General features: G+C 46.2%; 18 protein-coding genes. 3 read left to right on the forward strand and 15 right to left on the reverse strand.

Features of this window, described 5'->3' with window-relative positions:
• Nucleotides 1-27: 27 nt before the first annotated feature.
• From M3221_RS14710 to M3221_RS14730, 5 genes are all read right to left on the reverse strand, one after another.
• On the reverse strand, nt 28-1059 hold the full coding sequence (locus tag M3221_RS14710; RefSeq protein ID WP_251272492.1) for an NADH:flavin oxidoreductase/NADH oxidase: 1032 nt from the start codon (nt 1057-1059) through the stop codon (nt 28-30).
• A 136-nt stretch (nt 1060-1195) separates the two neighbouring features.
• Nucleotides 1196-1630, reverse strand: a complete 435-nt coding sequence (locus M3221_RS14715) for a MarR family winged helix-turn-helix transcriptional regulator (protein WP_251272493.1) — start codon at nt 1628-1630, stop codon at nt 1196-1198.
• A gap of 168 nt (nt 1631-1798) precedes the next feature.
• A complete protein-coding gene (locus M3221_RS14720) occupies nt 1799-2116 on the reverse strand; it encodes a thioredoxin family protein (RefSeq protein ID WP_251272527.1) in 318 nt (105 codons plus the stop codon).
• Between the two features lie 223 nt (nt 2117-2339).
• Complete coding sequence (ypfJ, locus tag M3221_RS14725; RefSeq protein ID WP_251272494.1) at nt 2340-3179, reverse strand: KPN_02809 family neutral zinc metallopeptidase; 840 nt, start codon at nt 3177-3179, stop codon at nt 2340-2342.
• 182 nt (nt 3180-3361) lie between these two features.
• A complete protein-coding gene (locus M3221_RS14730) occupies nt 3362-3850 on the reverse strand; it encodes an SRPBCC family protein (protein ID WP_251272495.1) in 489 nt (162 codons plus the stop codon).
• Between the two features lie 165 nt (nt 3851-4015).
• Between M3221_RS14730 and M3221_RS14735 the strand changes: the two genes are divergently transcribed.
• Nucleotides 4016-4600 (forward strand): LOG family protein, encoded by a 585-nt coding sequence (locus M3221_RS14735; RefSeq protein WP_251272496.1) that lies wholly within the window; start codon nt 4016-4018, stop codon nt 4598-4600.
• 67 nt (nt 4601-4667) lie between these two features.
• Here M3221_RS14735 and M3221_RS14740 read toward each other — a convergent pair whose 3' ends face one another.
• From M3221_RS14740 to M3221_RS14755, 4 genes are all read right to left on the reverse strand, one after another.
• Complete coding sequence (locus M3221_RS14740; RefSeq protein ID WP_251272497.1) at nt 4668-6470, reverse strand: ATP-binding protein; 1803 nt, start codon at nt 6468-6470, stop codon at nt 4668-4670.
• Nucleotides 6471-6739: 269 nt separating this feature from the next.
• Nucleotides 6740-7654, reverse strand: a complete 915-nt coding sequence (locus tag M3221_RS14745) for a LysR family transcriptional regulator (RefSeq protein WP_251272498.1) — start codon at nt 7652-7654, stop codon at nt 6740-6742.
• A gap of 114 nt (nt 7655-7768) precedes the next feature.
• Nucleotides 7769-8332: an O-acetyl-ADP-ribose deacetylase gene (locus M3221_RS14750; protein ID WP_251272499.1), complete on the reverse strand. Its 564-nt coding sequence runs from the start codon at nt 8330-8332 to the stop codon at nt 7769-7771.
• Between the two features lie 5 nt (nt 8333-8337).
• Entirely contained in the window at nt 8338-9597 is a 1260-nt protein-coding gene (locus M3221_RS14755; RefSeq protein ID WP_251272500.1) for a cytochrome P450, read from the reverse strand.
• A gap of 164 nt (nt 9598-9761) precedes the next feature.
• On the opposite strand from M3221_RS14755, the gene M3221_RS14760 reads away from it, so the two are divergent.
• Both M3221_RS14760 and gsiB read left to right on the forward strand, forming a co-directional pair.
• Nucleotides 9762-11501, forward strand: a complete 1740-nt coding sequence (locus M3221_RS14760) for an ABC transporter ATP-binding protein (RefSeq protein ID WP_251272501.1) — start codon at nt 9762-9764, stop codon at nt 11499-11501.
• 187 nt (nt 11502-11688) lie between these two features.
• A complete protein-coding gene (gene gsiB / locus M3221_RS14765) occupies nt 11689-12132 on the forward strand; it encodes a glucose starvation-inducible protein GsiB (RefSeq protein ID WP_251272502.1) in 444 nt (147 codons plus the stop codon).
• A gap of 96 nt (nt 12133-12228) precedes the next feature.
• Here the strand turns inward: gsiB and M3221_RS14770 are convergent, their stop codons facing one another.
• From M3221_RS14770 to M3221_RS14795, 6 genes are all read right to left on the reverse strand, one after another.
• On the reverse strand, nt 12229-12690 hold the full coding sequence (locus M3221_RS14770) for an aldo-keto reductase family protein (protein ID WP_251272503.1): 462 nt from the start codon (nt 12688-12690) through the stop codon (nt 12229-12231).
• A gap of 240 nt (nt 12691-12930) precedes the next feature.
• Complete coding sequence (locus M3221_RS14775) at nt 12931-13635, reverse strand: YjjG family noncanonical pyrimidine nucleotidase (protein ID WP_251272504.1); 705 nt, start codon at nt 13633-13635, stop codon at nt 12931-12933.
• Complete coding sequence (locus tag M3221_RS14780; RefSeq protein WP_251272505.1) at nt 13632-14102, reverse strand: DMT family transporter; 471 nt, start codon at nt 14100-14102, stop codon at nt 13632-13634. The genes M3221_RS14775 and M3221_RS14780 overlap by 4 nt, the downstream gene beginning before the upstream one ends.
• Before the next feature lie 16 nt (nt 14103-14118).
• Entirely contained in the window at nt 14119-14829 is a 711-nt protein-coding gene (locus tag M3221_RS14785; protein WP_251272506.1) for a Crp/Fnr family transcriptional regulator, read from the reverse strand.
• Nucleotides 14830-14847: 18 nt separating this feature from the next.
• Nucleotides 14848-15273, reverse strand: coding sequence for a DMT family transporter (locus tag M3221_RS14790; protein WP_251272507.1), 426 nt, complete (start codon nt 15271-15273; stop codon nt 14848-14850).
• A 132-nt stretch (nt 15274-15405) separates the two neighbouring features.
• Entirely contained in the window at nt 15406-15744 is a 339-nt protein-coding gene (locus tag M3221_RS14795) for a zinc ribbon domain-containing protein YjdM (protein WP_251272508.1), read from the reverse strand.
• Nucleotides 15745-15827: the final 83 nt, after the last annotated feature.

The following is a 15827-nucleotide window of genomic DNA, read 5'->3' on the forward strand; positions in this document are numbered from 1 at the left end:
ACTTGTTCAAACGCTCCTGCTTCTATTTTATTTTCTTGGGAAGCCCATTTGGTACTGTTTAGGAACACCTGCTTCTTTTCCTAATTGAACACCTGCTTCAAGCGTCCAGTTTGGATTTCTCAGCATGCCTCGTCCAACCGCCACAAGATCAGCTTCTTCGTTGCCGATCACCGCATTGGCCAAAACGGGCTCATCCAGGCGCCCGACTGCGATAACGGGTACGTCGACCGCTTCTTTAATCGCCCGCGCCAGCGGTACTTGATAAGCGGCATGCGTGCCCGGCCGTCCAGCTGCGGCAATTGGACCTTCGCCGCCTGCGCTAATGTGGAACATGTCAACACCTGCTGCTTTATACTCTTTTGAAAAGGCAATGCTTTCCTCAATGCCATAGCCGCCTTCGACATATTCTCTTGCAGAAATACGCATAATAAGCGGCATGTCTTCTGGCATTTCGCTCTTAGCTGCAGCAATCACTTCTTTTCCGAACTTTGTTAACTCTTGTCCGTATTCATCGGTCCGTTTATTTGTCAGTGGAGACTGAAATTGGTGAATCAAGTAGCCATGCGCTCCGTGAAGCTCAATGGCGTCCACTCCTGCTTCCACTGCCCGGCGGACAGCAGACCGGAATTTTTCGACCATCTCTTTTACTTCTTCCGTCGATAATGCTCTTGGTGTTTTAGAATTCTCGTCAAAAGCGATGGCAGATGGTGCCACCGGCTGCTCCGCATCCTCTGCTTTGCGTCCGGCATGAGCGATTTGAATCGCCACTTTTGCCCCGTGCTGGTGAACAGCATCAATAATTCGTTTTAAAGCTGGGATTTGCTCGTCTGACCATAAACCTAAGTCAAAGTCTGTAATACGGCCATCCGGCTCTACGTCGGTCATTTCAATAATAATAAAGCCTGTTCCGCCAACTGCCCGGCTGACATAGTGAACAAAGTGCCAGTCATTTGCGATTCCGTCTTTTGCTTCTACCGAGTATTGGCACATTGGCGGCATCACGACACGATTTTTTAATTCAAGCCCTTTTATTTTATAAGGTGTAAACAAATGCTCCATGCTATTCGTCTCCTTTTCTCCACATTTTATATGTATGCGCGTGCATATAAATTATCCCTTACCGAAACTTTTCTGTCAAACAATGCGCATTGCATACAAAAAAGCTTTCCCCAAATGGAAAGCTTCCTAAACACACTTATCTTTTCAGCTGACGAAATGCAGACTGAAGACTTTCTTGAACAGCCGAGCTTGAAAAAGCGCACTCAAGCGTTTTGCAAAAAGTATTTAATACCTTTTCCAGCTTTTCTTCTCCTTCTTTTGTAAGCGAAGCGTAAATGGCACGGCGGTCATCCTCGCAGCTATGACGCCTGAGAACCTGGCAGTTTTTTTCTTCAAGCCGGTTTACCAGGCGGGACAGCGCACTTTGACTTAAGCCGACCATTTCCTGCAGCTGATACAATTTTAGTTTTTTCTCAGGGGCTTCTGATAAAAACAGCAGCACGTAGCATTCATTTAGCGAAAGGCCGTGCTCCTGCTCCAATGCCCCCTCCAGATCCTGTGCAACAGCCGCCTGCATCCTGGTCAAGGCGAGCCACCCGTTAAACAGCGGCGCCTTTTGATCGTTTTCCATCTTCACGTTCACCTATTTCTGCAAAATAATCATCCTATGCATGAAGCAGTATACTTCATTATACTATGTCCGCTTCTTCCTTCAACAGCAGGCGGGCCGCTTCGTTTTTACCACCTGGCTGCGCCCATGAAAAAACCACTGCTCAAATCGAGCAGCGGCATAAGACAATCAAGCGGATAAGCTGTTAAGGAACGCTTCGATTTCTTCCTGTGTTTTCCGGTCTTTGCTGACAAACCGGCCCGCTTCTTCTCCGCTATGGTAAGCGACGAAGCTCGGAATACCAAATACATTCAGCTCACCGCACAAGTCAATAAACTCATCTCGGTCTACATAAATAAACTGATATTCCGGATAATCCGCTTCAATACCCGGCAAGATCGGCTCAATGACCCGGCAGTCCGGGCACCAGTCCGCTGAAAACATAAAAACAACGCGCTCTTCTTTTTTCAACTGCTCAAATTGATCCATTGATTGCAATTTTCCCATCATGATTCCCTCCAGCTTTTTTCATGTACAACCCATTATACGACTTTTTAAGCGAAAGAAAAAAGAAGAGGTTTCAACGGCCGTTGAAACCTCTTCTTTTATCGTGCCTCGTCCGGATTTTTTATAGTGAGCCGAGTGATTCTGCTGCCGGGCCGGTAAAAACTTTTTCCGGCTATGCAGCAGAATCATCCGGCCCTGTTATTCATAAACCCGCCTAAGCCCTTTATAAATCCTTTGCGTTAAAGGTGTCTCCGTTTTCTAAATTACCGGATTGAAAACCGCGGTAAAACCATTTTTTCCGCTGCTCGGATGTACCGTGCGTGAAGCTGTCCGGTACAGCATATCCTTGCGAGCGCTTTTGAATCGTATCATCTCCGACGGCGCTTGCCGCAGTCAATGCTTCTTCTACGTCACCTTCTTCAAGCAAATCCATTCCCTGTGCATGATGAGCCCAGACGCCCGCATAGTAGTCGGCCTGTAATTCCAGCTTAACCGAATATTTGTTGTACTCTTCTTCGCTCAGCTGATCCCGCAAAGCATGTACTTTTTGAGAGGTGCCCAGCAGTGTTTGAACGTGGTGCCCGACTTCGTGGGCGATCACATACGCCATTGCAAAGTCTCCAGGTGCTTGAAACTTGCTTTGCAGTTCTTGATAAAAGCTTAAATCGATGTAGAGCTTCTGGTCACCCGGACAATAAAAGGGACCGACCGCTGAGGTGGCGGTTCCACAGGCGGAATCTACACTGCCGGAATACAAGACTAAAACCGGTTTTTCGTATACCATGCCTTCTTCCTGAAATACTTTGGTCCATACATCTTCTGTATCAGCCAGCACAACAGACACAAACTCGGCAAGCTCCTGATCTTGTTCGGTTTCTTCGTAAGGAACCGTATTGGTTCCCGACATACCGCCAAGTAATTGAGACGGGTCTCCGCCAAGCAGCGTAAAAATAAGTACTATAATTAAGCCAACTCCGCCAAGCCCGCCGCCAAGCACCGCTTTTCCGCCCATGCCCCGCCGGTCTTCTACATTTGAGCTGCCTCTTCTTCCCTGCCATTTCATTGTATTCCCTCCTCCAGACAAACCTTGATCGTACTAGTGTTATACCCAGCGGAGAGAAGCATTAGACTGTGAAAAAAGACATTTTCGCCTGCGGGCTGACAGAAAAATGTGGAAATACCCTATAAAAAAAGGGACCAATCGTCTTTTTATTAAAAAACGAATCGTCCCTTATAAAAGTTTCTTTATGATCGGATGTTTTCTATATAGGCTTCAAGCTGTGCAAATGTTCCGGAAAATCCTTTTTTAATGGCTTCTTCGGCGGATTGAAACACCGCTCTTTCTTCTTCTGTCGCGTTAAACGGCAGTCCTTCTATCTCGATCGTCGTCTCGCCGTTTTCTTCTGAAAAGCTGAGTGTATTTAAAATTTCAAGCGGCCAGCTTTCATTGAATGGCGCCCGTATCGTCTCTCCTTGTTCGTCCGCAAATGAACTGGTAAAAGCAAGCTTGTTCGGCGATTCTACTTTATGATATGTAAATTTTCCGTACACCACTTGTCCATCCGGCAGCGTCTGCTTGTAGTGAAACAGCCCGCCCGGCTTCACGTCAATCGATACAACATCAAGCTTCACACCCGGCGATCCCCACCAGTGCAGCAAATGGTTTCCGTCTGTCCACATGCTGAACACAAGGTCCTGCGGTGCATGTACTTGTTTTGTAATAACTACGTTCATCTCCCAATCCCCTTTCATAATACGTCCTTCTATTGACTATACGTCACATAAAGAGGATTGTACATGCCCGATGTAAATCTCCTGTAAAGATCGGGACTCTACTGTTCTGTTTTCCTAACAAACAAAGTATACTTGAAGAAAAAGAAAAGAAACGGGGCTAAGTGGATGAAGAGAATAGCAGTTTTTTGCGGTTCGGCAAGCGGCGCATCAATAAGCTATACAGACAGCGCTGTTTCACTAGGAAAAGAACTGGCCAAGCGGGGCATCAGCCTTGTTTATGGCGGATCGAGCGCGGGGCTCATGGGGACAGTAGCCGACACGGTTTTGCAGGAAGGCGGCGAAGTAATCGGCGTGATTCCAACACTGCTGAAGGAGCGGGAAATTGCCCATACCCAGCTTACCGAACTGCATGTTGTGGAGTCGATGCATGAAAGAAAAGCGAAAATGGCCGAGCTTGCTGATGCGTTTATTGTACTGCCGGGCGGCGCCGGCACGATGGAAGAGTTTTTTGAGGTGTTTACGTGGGCACAAATCGGCCTTCATCAAAAGCCGATCGGCCTGTTGAATCCTGCGCATTATTTTGATCCGCTTGTTTCCTTCTTTGACCATATGACCACTGAACAATTTTTGCAGGAGCAGTACCGTTCCATGCTCTTAGTCCATGATTCGGCAGCACAGCTGATCCGCTCGTTTCATACGTACGAACCGCCAGCTGTAAAAACATATAAAAAAGAAAAAACCATGTATTAAAAAAGCATGCTTCCTTTTCTATGGAAGCATGCTTTTCGGGCGGTTTCTTCTTTTTTCCGGGCGAATGTCAGGCGCCTGCGCTTTTCTCTTCCTTCTCACCCGCTTTAATCGGAAGCCAAACGGTTACCTTTGTTCCTTCTCCTTCATGGCTTTGGAATGTCATATCGCCGCCGTGCTCCTTTATAATTCTCATGCTGACCATCAGTCCAAGTCCCGTGCCTTTTTCCTTACTCGTATAAAAAGGTTCCCCGAGCTTTTCCAGCCGCTCTTTTGGCATGCCCATTCCCCGGTCTGTTATAGAAACGGCCAGCCTGTTATGGATTTGCTCGTGGTCAATGGCAATGATACTATTTTTCGGCGAGGCTTCCACCGCATTTTTCAATACATTAATAAATACCTGCTTAAGCTGATTTGCATTTCCTTCAAGCTCGACCTCTTCTTTAAACGGCTCCATTTGAATATTGATGCTTTGGGTGATAGCCTGCATATTTAAAAGGTCAACGACGTCTCTCATTAAATGGCTCAAGGTGATGCTTTGTTTCACGATGACTTCAGGCTTAGCGAGAACGAGCATCTCGCTCGAAACGAACTCAATACGCTCAAGCTCATCAAGCATAATCTTCGTATATTTCGGATCAATGGAATATTCCTGATCAATCAGCTGAATAAATCCCTTTAAGGAAGTGAGCGGATTGCGAATCTCATGGGCGACGCCGGCGGCCAGCTGGCCGACAATATTCAACTTTTCTGTTTTTCGTATATATTCTTCCTTTTGCTCCATTTCGGTAATATCTGTCGCTACACAAAGCAGTTCCTTATGCCCTGCTGAAAAAAAGAGCGGTTTTTTCGTTATTTGTACTGTGTACATACGATTATCCGGCGTTTGCAAGTACTGTTTTTCCTGTATCTTTGCTTCATCTTTCTGCAGCAGGTACATATCTTCCTTTGCCATCTCCTCTGCCTGCTTTGGATCTGCATAAAAATCGCTTTCCCGTTTTCCAAGCATTTGTTCAGAAGAAACGCCATATAAAGCAGCAATGGCGGCGTTCGCCATCGTAAAGCGCCCGTACTGGTCTTTTGCATAAATAAAATTCGGATTCGCATCAATGACTCTTCGGAGAAAAAGCTGCTGAATCAACAGCTGTCCGTTTACTTCCTCCATCTTGTTGTAAATCAATTTCACGTATGCTGTGAAAATGCCCATTACTAAAATAATAAGAGCCAAAATCGCTTGAAACAAAGGGCTGTCCGATGATAAATTGATTACCCCGAATGAGTACGCTAATAAAAGAGAAACGAAAAAGACTCTTAAGAACGTGCGGCGATGCTTGTCGACGATTTTAAATGTTAAATAAATAGCGAGCAAATCCATCACAATGATCAATAAAATATGAATCGAGAACGTCCAGCCGAGCGGACCCGCCATCGGATAGTAAAACTCTTCATTAAACGGCGGGATAGAATGGCGATCAAAACCAGCAATCCCAAGCGGTGTCCAGCTGATCATATAAATGACAATAGTCCAAATGAGCATCCCGATATAGGAAAAGCGATTGATCATCTTTTGGAGTATTTTCTTTTTCCGGACATCAAACTGCAGTTCCTCAAAAAAAAGCAGCTGATACACCATATAAAATAAAAGCGGAGCGAAAACAACTGTTCCCATTCTAAAAAAGCGGAACAAGCTCTCAATCGTTCTCTGATCCAGCCATTCCTCACCGTAGAGAACAGCAATGCTCATCTGCCACATTGAAACCGCTAAATAAAAAACAGCAAGCGGATAGGTGACACGCTGATACTTAAGGCGAAACAAAATGACAAACGTTGTAAGCGGAATAAGCGAAAAAAAGACCATTAATAAAAAAGCCATGTCATCACCTGTAAAATGTACTTGTTTCTTCTATCCTACAGGAAACCGGCTCATGTTTCGAACATTTTTTCGCCAGCCCTTTAGAAAAGTCAAAGAAAAAACAGGGAAAGCTCTCCCCTGTTTTTTCATCCCCCAACGATCTAAAAGTGTTTTTATTTGTGCTGTCGTTTGTATTGATTCCCTTCGTTCGTTAAGTTGTATGTATCATCATAGAACGAAGGTATAGCGTAACGGTTAAAATAGATTTTCCGCTATAGATAAAAGTTATATCACGGAGCCAAATGAGCCTCGATGATATTTCGAAGCTCCTGTAGATACACGTGTGCCATCCGGCCAAGCCGTGTTTTTTCATGTGCGATCCAGCCGACCGTAATCGTTTCATCTGCCTCAAGCGGTACTGGCACAATATTCGAGCCGTTTAAATCCTCGCTTAAAATACCGGTAGAAATCGTGTAGCCATTCAATCCAATCAATAAATTAAACAGCGTAGCCCGGTCGCTCACCTGAATGCTTTTAGAGCGCGGAAGCGTGCTGAACAGCTCTTCTGCATAATAAAAGGAATTGAATTCCCCCTGCTCGAACGACAAGCGCGGGTATTCTTCCAGGTCTTCAAGCGTAACGGATGCTTGGCCGGCCAGTGGATTTTGAGCGCTGACAAAAATGTGCGGTTTCGCTTGGAACAGCGGATGAAACAAAAGCCCTTCTTCCTTCAGCAGCTGTCCCATCACTTTTTCATTAAAAGAGCTGATATAAAGAATTCCAATCTCGCTGCGCAGGTTTTTCACGTCCTCGATAATTTCATAGGTTCTCGTTTCACGCAGTGTAAACTGGTACTCATCTGCCCCATGCTTTTTAATCATGTCTACAAATGCATTGACGGCAAATGCATAATGCTGTGTAGAAACAGAGAAAAGCTGGCGTGCCGGCGGGGATCCTAAATAGCGCCGTTCAAGCAGTTCTGCCTGCTCGACTACCTGACGTGCATAGCCTAAAAATTCCGCTCCATCTGTAGACAGTGTAATGCCTTTTGGTGTCCGGATAAAAATAGTAATACCAAGTTCAGCCTCCAGCTCTTTCACGGCTTTCGACAAGCTCGGCTGTGACAAAAAAAGCCGGCGTGCCGCTTCATTAATCGAGCCGCAGTGCACAATTTCAATCACATACTTTAACTGCTGCAGAGTCATCTTTCTACCTCTTTACTTTACATATTGATCTGTTTTTCTAAACCCCTATTATGCCAAACAAAGACCGCTTTGTGAAACAAGGGATAGTACGCACAAAAAAACCGCTGAGCTTGCTCAGCGGCCTTCTTCCTGCATAACGCGGTTCATAGCTGCTTCATAAATCCGGTAGTCGTGATCTGAAAACAATGTAAAAGCTACATAGCCAAATGCCTGCTTCTCCAGAAAATCGATGACCGTGCGGAGAGCGACAACCGCTGCCTGCTCGATCGGAAAACCGTATACACCGGTCGAGATGGATGGGAACGCGATGCTTTTAATCCCGTTATCTGCTGCCAGCATTAAGGTATTCTGGTAACAGGAAGCAAGCTTTTCTTCTTCTCCTTCTGACCCGCCGCCCCACACAGGGCCTACTGTGTGAATCACATATTGAGCCGGCAGCTCGTACCCTTTTGTCAGGACGGCTTCACCTGTTGCCAGCTCTTCCCCGTTCAGCTGTTCAGTACGGATTTTTTTGCACTCATCCATCAGCGCATGCCCTGCTGCCTGGTGAATGGCTCCGTCTACCCCGCCGCCTCCAAGCAGTGACCCATTAGCGGCATTGACGACCGCTTCTGTTGTCTGCTCAGTAATGTCTCCGACCATGAGTTCAAGAACATTATCATTGATTTGTGTTTTCATTGTCTTCACTCCTTTAATTGGATGTTACGCATGATAAAGCCGCTTTTCGGCATGCTTGGCATGCTGGTCATACTGAAGCTGGCATCCTGCTCCGGTACTTCGTAAGACAAACGGTTAACGAGAAAATCAACGCTTACTTTCATCAGCTCGATCGTAATCCACTCTCCTGCGCAGCGATGCCCATTATGATAGTCGCCGCCCCCCTGCGGAATAAAATCGAACGGGCTTTTGTCCCACTCTTCAAACCGTTCCGGCTGAAACAAATCCGGATTTTCCCACAGATGCGGGTCATGGTTGGTGCCGTATAAATCGAGAAGCGCTAACGTTCCTTCCTTAAAGTGCATGCCCCGCCATTCAAAATCTTTTTTCACTTTAGCGCCCGTGAAAGGAAAAAACGGATAAAAGCGGCGGACTTCCTGCACAAAATATGTTGTATAGGAATCATTGGCAGACGTTAATTTTGGTTTTTGCTCTGGAAACTGATGCAGCGCAAGTGCCGTAAAAGCAAGGTAAATGGACACCGCTGTAATCGGCCTTAAAATGTTCACCACTTCTACAGCGGCTGTTTTTGTATCCAATACTTCACCATCGGGCTCCCGATGATGAGAAAACACATACAGCGTTGATTCTTCCGGCGGATGAAGCTTTCCAGCCCGTACCTCTTCAATCAGGCCGCCCACCCACTTTTCAGCTTTTCGTCTGGATCGGCGTGTTTTCCAGTATTCCGGTCCGGCTGAGACAGCGGATTCAAACAAAGCACTCAATTCCTCTGTCCGCTGCTGTACTTCTTCTTCCTTAAGCGGCACACCGGCCCATTGGCAGGCAATCCGGCACAGCAGTTCTTTGGCTTCTTTGTATAAAACGATCTCGTTTTGCTGTGTCCACTTCCTTGCTGCCTCTTTCCACTGTTCTTCGGCGATGCTATTCAGCCGGGCAATGTGTTTTGGAGCCATTAAAGACATAAAAGCCGCTTTGCGCTGCCGATGTGCTTCCCCGTCAAGTGTTTGAACGCCGCCTTCTCCAAACAGCGTTTTAACGACTCTCTTCGGCACCGCTCCTTCCCGCTGAAACTTTGCCGGATCGTAAAACAAAGCGGCCGCTTCCTTGCCGCCCATACAAATCGCCGGCTTCCCCATTAAACGTGTTTCAAACAAATCGGATTGAAAAGACCTGCGCCGGCTTGGTATGTACGTGTATCCTTCTCTAAGCAGGCTTAAGCTTTGATCCAGCCCTTCTTCATGCGGCATTTCGTTTTGTCCGGACATCTACATCTCTCCTTTATATTTTATGCTCCTCTTTGTTTTCCCCCTTTTATCGGAAATATAGCTTTTTTTTCGCAAAAAGGTTTCTATTCCCTGTAAAGCTTTGGCCATGCTGTTTTTTCCTTAAGAGAGTATACTGAAGGAAAAACGAGTATAGATAGGAGTTTATGCCGGTGGAAAACCGACCAAACAGCTTAAAGCCTTTTGTTTCTCTTCTTTTGTCGTCCGAGTTTCCACGGCGGCTGCTTGTTGCCGGGCTGGCAGCAAGCGTACTGACGACAGCTGCCGGGCTGGTCGTTCCTTTACTGACCAAAAACCTGGTCGATGGCTTTTCGCTTTCTTCCTTGAGTGTACCCCTCATGTCTGCCATCGCCCTTGCCTTTATCGCCCAGGCTGTCATTAACGGCCTCTCGATTTACTGGCTCAGCGTTGTCGGTTATAAAATTGTCTCAAGCCTGCGCGACCGGATGTGGATGAAGCTGATCCGGCTGCCTGTTTCCTATTTCGATCGGCAGTCAAGCGGAGAAACCGTCAGTCGGGTCGTAAATGATACAAGTGTCGTACAGGACTTGATTTCTAACCGATTTCCTCAATTTATTTCTGGCATCATTTCGATTATCGGTGCTGTGGTCATTTTGCTTTTGATGGATTGGAAAATGACGATGCTGATGCTCATCTCTGTGCCGCTGACGATCGCCATTATGTTTCCGCTTGGGCGGAAGATGGCGCAAATCTCGCGCGGGCTGCAGGATGAAACAGCCGCTTTTACCGGACACGTGCAGCAGACGCTCGGTGAAATTCGCTTAATGAAAGCTTCAACGGCTGAACAAAGCGAAGAAAGAAAAGGATTAGCGGGAATTGAAAGACTCTTTCAGTTTGGAGTAAAGGAAGCACGGATTTTCGCCCTGATCGCGCCGATTATGTACCTTGTCGTCATGATCGTCGTTGTGATGATTATCGGCTACGGTGGCATACGTGTGTCAAACGGAACTATGTCAACCGGTTCCCTTGTCGCCTTTTTGCTTTATTTGTTTCAAATTATTATGCCCATTACCTCATTCGCGATGTTTTTCACCCAGCTTCAAAAAGCAAAAGGAGCCACTGAACGAATTATCGCAATTCTGGATTTACCGCCGGAGCCTGGACAAGATGGAATAGCCATGGATATTAAGAACGAACCTATCCACGTAGACAATGTATCGTTCGCCTACAGCAGAGAAGAGCCCGTTTTAAAAGGGATATCTTTTACTGCACAGCCAGGTGATATGATTGCCTTCGCCGGACCGAGCGGCGGCGGCAAAACGACGATGTTCGGTCTGCTTGAGCGATTTTATGAGCCGTCTTCCGGTGAAATTCGAATTGGCTCAACACCCATTGCGGACTTATCGATGGCTTCGTGGCGCAGTCAAATCGGCTATGTACCCCAGGAAAGTGCCATGATGGCTGGCACAATTCGGGAAAACTTGGTTTATGGGCTGGCAGGCGGCAAAACAATTCCGGATGAACAACTGTGGGAGGTAGCGAGAATGGCTTATGCCGACCAGTTTATTAGAAGCTTTCCGAACGGTTTGGATACAGAAGTAGGCGAACGCGGCGTGAAGCTGTCCGGCGGCCAGAGACAGCGTATTGCGATTGCCCGCGCTTTTTTGCGGGACCCGAAAATTTTAATGATGGATGAAGCAACAGCCAGCCTCGACAGTCAATCAGAAGGGATTGTCCAAGAAGCGCTGCTGCAATTAATGAAAGGCCGAACGACCTTTGTGATCGCTCACAGGCTTTCTACCATTGTCGACGCCGATCAAATTATTTTCATTGAAAAAGGGCAGGTTACCGGAATGGGAACGCACGAGGAGCTGCTCGAATCTCATAAGTTGTACCGTGACTTTGCCGAACAGCAGCTGGCATAACATGGGTGTACTGCAAGGTTTTCATAAAGAGCGGGGAACAAAAGAACATATGAAGAGGCTTTTTCCCGCGCTTGAAAGCGCCTTTTTAGTTCTTTCGATCTTTTTTTGCAAATTCAGTTTGATTGATTGAGAGCCGGGTAACATACAACCGTAAGCAAAATCCAAATTTACTGAGGAGGAATTTTCGATGGCTAATAATAACAACAATAAAATGAGTCGAGAAGAAGCAGGACGTAAAGGCGGAGAAGCAACAGCAAAAAATCACGATAAAGAATTCTACCAGGAGATTGGACAAAAAGGCGGAGAAGCTACCGCTGAAAGCCATGACAAAGAATTCTACCAGGAAATCGGACAAAAAGGCGGAGAAGCTACCGCTGAAAGTCATGACAAAGAATTCTATCAGGAGATCGGACAAAAAGGCGGAGAAGCTACTGCTGAAAATCATGGTGAAGAATTCTACCAGGAAATCGGCAAAAAAGGCGGAGAAGCTACCGCTGAAAGCCATGACAAAGAGTTCTATCAGGAAATCGGACAAAAAGGCGGAGAAGCCAGAGGCCGTAATGATGACAACGATGGCAAAATGAGCCGTGAAGAAGCAGGTCGCAAAGGCGGACAAAGAAGCCGCCGTTAAAACGGATGCTTGAGGCTCCCTCAATAACGGTAAAAAAGCCCGTGAACAATATCTTCTTTGAAGATATTGCCCGCGGGCTTTTCGTGTATAAATACTTTAAGCCGCACCATCGTGATACGGTTCTAGCGACATATGCATCAAGAAATGTAAAAATTCACTGTTGTCTTCCTGTAAAAGGCGGCTTGCGTAACTCCATGCGTTTGTTTCAATCCGCAGAGCGATCCGTTTTTTCTCCAGCAGATCATCCGTGCAGTCAAGCTGGTCGGCCAGCTCTTCCAGCTCCCGGTCTTCCGCATGGCCAAGTTCATGGGCAAACACAGCGGCTAAATGCTGTTCAAACGGCTTCAATGAGCCGTAGAGTGTCCGGCACTGTTCTTGAATACCATCCCAATAAAGCGTAATTTTATGCTGAGCCAGGCTGTATTTGCCGCCGGCGATCGTATGGCGGCCTTCTGAATCATGAATTTCAACAGAAACACTGCTGCCGGATCGGTCAAGAAGATGTTGAACGACTGCTGGAAGCCCGTCTTCTCTCTTATAAAGTTCCATTTCTCTCATTTTTTCTCTTTACTCCTGATCCTTAAATTTTTCTCTATAGGCGGAGGAAACATGTTAAAAATTGAACAATCAAGTTATTTTACTATTATACGATATTCGGGCTTCTTTCGTATATGAGAACAACTTAAAGAAATAAATCACTTGCTGCCTGTGTATTCCTCCTCATAAAAGACCGAATTATTTCCCGGGAAAACACGGTGCTTTTCATTTTTCTCTTTATCCTGCGAATGTATGGGCTCCCTATACCGGCTCCTTTTCTTTCACAAGGATCTGCAGCAACTCTGCCAGCGCCTGAATCCGATAAGTCGGCTCAACCCCTGCTTTGTTCGGCTTCATGCCCGGGTTAAACCAGCACGTATCAATCCCTGCCTGCTGTCCCCCTTTGATATCCGCGTTTAATGAATCTCCAATGATCAGTGCTTTTTCTGCATTGAAATGAGGAATGCGTGCAAACACATAATCAAAAAATTCCTTCATCGGCTTTTGAAAACCTGTATCTTCAGAAACAAAAATACCTTTAAAAAGCAGATGAAGCTTTGAATCCAGCAGGCGTTTATATTGTGTTTTGGACACTCCATTTGTCACAATGTACAAGTCATAGTGCGGCTGCAAACCCGTCACCAGTTCCAGTGCCCCCTCTATAAGCTGATGGCCTTCCTCCAGATAGCCCCGGTATTTTGCTTCCAGCACAGTTCCATCCACTGAGTACCCGTATTCTTGAAACAGAAGAGAAAAACGGCTGTTTACAACTTCTTCACGCGTGATGCGGCCTTCTTCAAACTCACTCCACAGCCGTTGATTGATTTGTTTATATCTTTCTTTTATTTCATCCGTGAGCTGCATGTTTTGCTCAGCAAAAAGCAGAGCCAGTGCCGCCTGCTCTGCTGCGCGAAAATCTAAAAGCGTATCATCAATATCAAATAACAATGTTCGGTAGTGTTTCATTCAAATCGCTCCACTTTCTTTTCTGCACTGCGTTCTCCGCCCACCTTAAATACCACAATTCCTCCAACAATGACTAATACCCCAATAAACTGCTGAAGCGTAAATGGCACCCGGTCAAGGCCAAGCCAGCCAAATGAGTCCCATAAAAGCGCAAAGCCCAGCTGCGCAGTAAGCACAACCGCCACTGCATATGTCGGGCCCAAAAGCTTAATCCCCTGTACAAGGCACGTTACCACTCCTACACCGATTAAGCCGCTGAACCAAAACCATGGCTCCATTGGCTTAGGCTCTAGAAGCTTTCCGCCTTCAAACAGCAGACCCATCAAAAAAGACGCCGCAAAGCCCATCCCGAGAACAAGCGTAGTCGTTGCCCATCGGCCTGCCCATTCATTCACCTTACTGTTAAAGACATTTTGCACGCTGACCAGTGTACCGGCCACAAGTGCAAACAATAAACCCATTGCCATCCTTTCTTCTCCCTTCCTATCTGCCTGGCGGCTCGTAAATGCTTTGTCCTGCAAGTGCTTGAAGCCCCTGCCGGTCCTTGACCATAATACATCCTTTTTTTCTCTCCACAAGCCCTTGAGCGCAAAATGACTGAATCACCCGGTTCATATGCCGATAGCTTGTGCCAATTAAGTTAGCCGCATCTCTTAAACTGGCTGTACTCAGTTTTCCTTCAAAAAGTGCATGAGACTCATCGAAGGAAACCGATAATAAATAACTCGCCAGCCGTACGTCTACCGGATACATAAAATGAAAGTTTAACGATGTGGACTTCATGTAAAACTTTTCTGTAATGATATGCAGCAAAAATTGCAAAAGCGGCGGGTGATCGGCCGCCCATCGCTTCAGCAGATGGTGATGCACCCCAACCATCACTGCCGGCGAAACAGCTTCCACCGTGTTAATAATATCTATTTCCTGTACATACTCGATATCGCCAATAACGGCAAGCGGCTTTTGAAACGAAAGAATGAGCGTTTTTCCTTCAGCAGAAGTGGTATAAACCTTCAGCTTCCCTTTGACCAGCACATAGACATTTTCAAGTGCTTCGCCTTGAGAACACACCCATTCTCCTGGCTCAAAATGGTACAAAGATAAATAAGGCTGCACTTCATCCGGAAAAACAGACTCAATGCGATGCATACGCAAATACTCTTTCAGCTGTTTGCTGTCAGTCTGCTCTTTCACCTTTTTCCCCCCATTCGGTTAAAGCTTTAAAATCACCACGCCAGCGACCATCATCATAATGCCGATCACCTGCGGCAGCCTGACTTTCTGTTTTACGACGCCAAACCATCCGTTCAAATCAATAATAAAGGTAAACAGAAGCTGCGCGATAAGCAGTACCGCGATCGTTAACGTTACGCCCACATGCTGAATAGCCGTCACGTTGCCAAAAATAATGATGGCAGCCAGGGTACCGCCCGCCAAATAAAGCGGCTTTACCCGCTTAAACTGTCCCCAGGTCCCATCCCGGACAATCAGAAAAACGAGCAGCGCTGCCAGAAAGCCGGTCAGCTGCGTTAATGAAGCGGCCTGCCATGTACCGATGGCATCACTAATACGTGTATTGGCTACACCCTGCAATGTAATAAATGCTCCGCCCAAAAAAGCGAAAAAAATCCCTTTCATCCTGCTTCTCCTCATTCTTTGTTTTTTCTTATTAAAAAACAAAGAGGCAGACGCTGAAAAGGACATATGTCCTCAATCATTAAAAAAGAAAAGAACTCATTTTGAAAAGCGCTTCAAAATGAATTCTTCTCCTTAAATCTTTTTCACGAATTCCGACTTCAGCTTCATCGCGCCAAACCCGTCAATTTTGCAGTCGATGTCATGATCTCCATCCACCAATCGAATGCTTTTTACTTTTGTGCCAATTTTAATGACTGATGATGTGCCTTTTACTTTTAAATCTTTAATTACTGAAACAGAATCTCCATCTTGCAGGATGTTTCCATTCGCATCTTTCACTACCTTACGATCGCTGCTCTCGGCCGCTGTGCCAGGCGTCCATTCATGTGCGCATTCCGGACAGACAAGCACATTTCCATCTTCATATGTATACGCCGAGCCGCATTCCGGGCAATTTGGCAGTTCTGTCATTTGTATTTCCTCCAACTTCACTGTTTCTTCCCAGTATACAATGAATCCAGGAAAATCGTAAGCTCGTGACTTACAGTCTTCCT

Source organism: Domibacillus indicus (assembly GCF_023715895.1).
GTDB lineage: Bacteria > Bacillota > Bacilli > Bacillales > Domibacillaceae > Domibacillus > Domibacillus indicus_A.

Bases quoted from the DNA above. Each gene is read 5' to 3' on its own strand.
- M3221_RS14710 (WP_251272492.1), bottom strand. From the start codon at position 1,059: ATGGAGCATTTGTTTACACCTTATAAAATAAAAGGGCTTGAATTAAAA.
- M3221_RS14715 (WP_251272493.1), bottom strand. From the start codon at position 1,630: ATGGAAAACGATCAAAAGGCGCCGCTGTTTAACGGGTGGCTCGCCTTG.
- M3221_RS14720 (WP_251272527.1), bottom strand. From the start codon at position 2,116: ATGGGAAAATTGCAATCAATGGATCAATTTGAGCAGTTGAAAAAAGAA.
- ypfJ (WP_251272494.1), bottom strand. From the start codon at position 3,179: ATGAAATGGCAGGGAAGAAGAGGCAGCTCAAATGTAGAAGACCGGCGG.
- M3221_RS14730 (WP_251272495.1), bottom strand. From the start codon at position 3,850: ATGAACGTAGTTATTACAAAACAAGTACATGCACCGCAGGACCTTGTG.
- M3221_RS14735 (WP_251272496.1), top strand. From the start codon at position 4,016: ATGAAGAGAATAGCAGTTTTTTGCGGTTCGGCAAGCGGCGCATCAATA.
- M3221_RS14740 (WP_251272497.1), bottom strand. From the start codon at position 6,470: ATGGCTTTTTTATTAATGGTCTTTTTTTCGCTTATTCCGCTTACAACG.
- M3221_RS14745 (WP_251272498.1), bottom strand. From the start codon at position 7,654: ATGACTCTGCAGCAGTTAAAGTATGTGATTGAAATTGTGCACTGCGGC.
- M3221_RS14750 (WP_251272499.1), bottom strand. From the start codon at position 8,332: ATGAAAACACAAATCAATGATAATGTTCTTGAACTCATGGTCGGAGAC.
- M3221_RS14755 (WP_251272500.1), bottom strand. From the start codon at position 9,597: ATGTCCGGACAAAACGAAATGCCGCATGAAGAAGGGCTGGATCAAAGC.
- M3221_RS14760 (WP_251272501.1), top strand. From the start codon at position 9,762: ATGCCGGTGGAAAACCGACCAAACAGCTTAAAGCCTTTTGTTTCTCTT.
- gsiB (WP_251272502.1), top strand. From the start codon at position 11,689: ATGGCTAATAATAACAACAATAAAATGAGTCGAGAAGAAGCAGGACGT.
- M3221_RS14770 (WP_251272503.1), bottom strand. From the start codon at position 12,690: ATGAGAGAAATGGAACTTTATAAGAGAGAAGACGGGCTTCCAGCAGTC.
- M3221_RS14775 (WP_251272504.1), bottom strand. From the start codon at position 13,635: ATGAAACACTACCGAACATTGTTATTTGATATTGATGATACGCTTTTA.
- M3221_RS14780 (WP_251272505.1), bottom strand. From the start codon at position 14,102: ATGGCAATGGGTTTATTGTTTGCACTTGTGGCCGGTACACTGGTCAGC.
- M3221_RS14790 (WP_251272507.1), bottom strand. From the start codon at position 15,273: ATGAAAGGGATTTTTTTCGCTTTTTTGGGCGGAGCATTTATTACATTG.
- M3221_RS14795 (WP_251272508.1), bottom strand. From the start codon at position 15,744: ATGACAGAACTGCCAAATTGCCCGGAATGCGGCTCGGCGTATACATAT.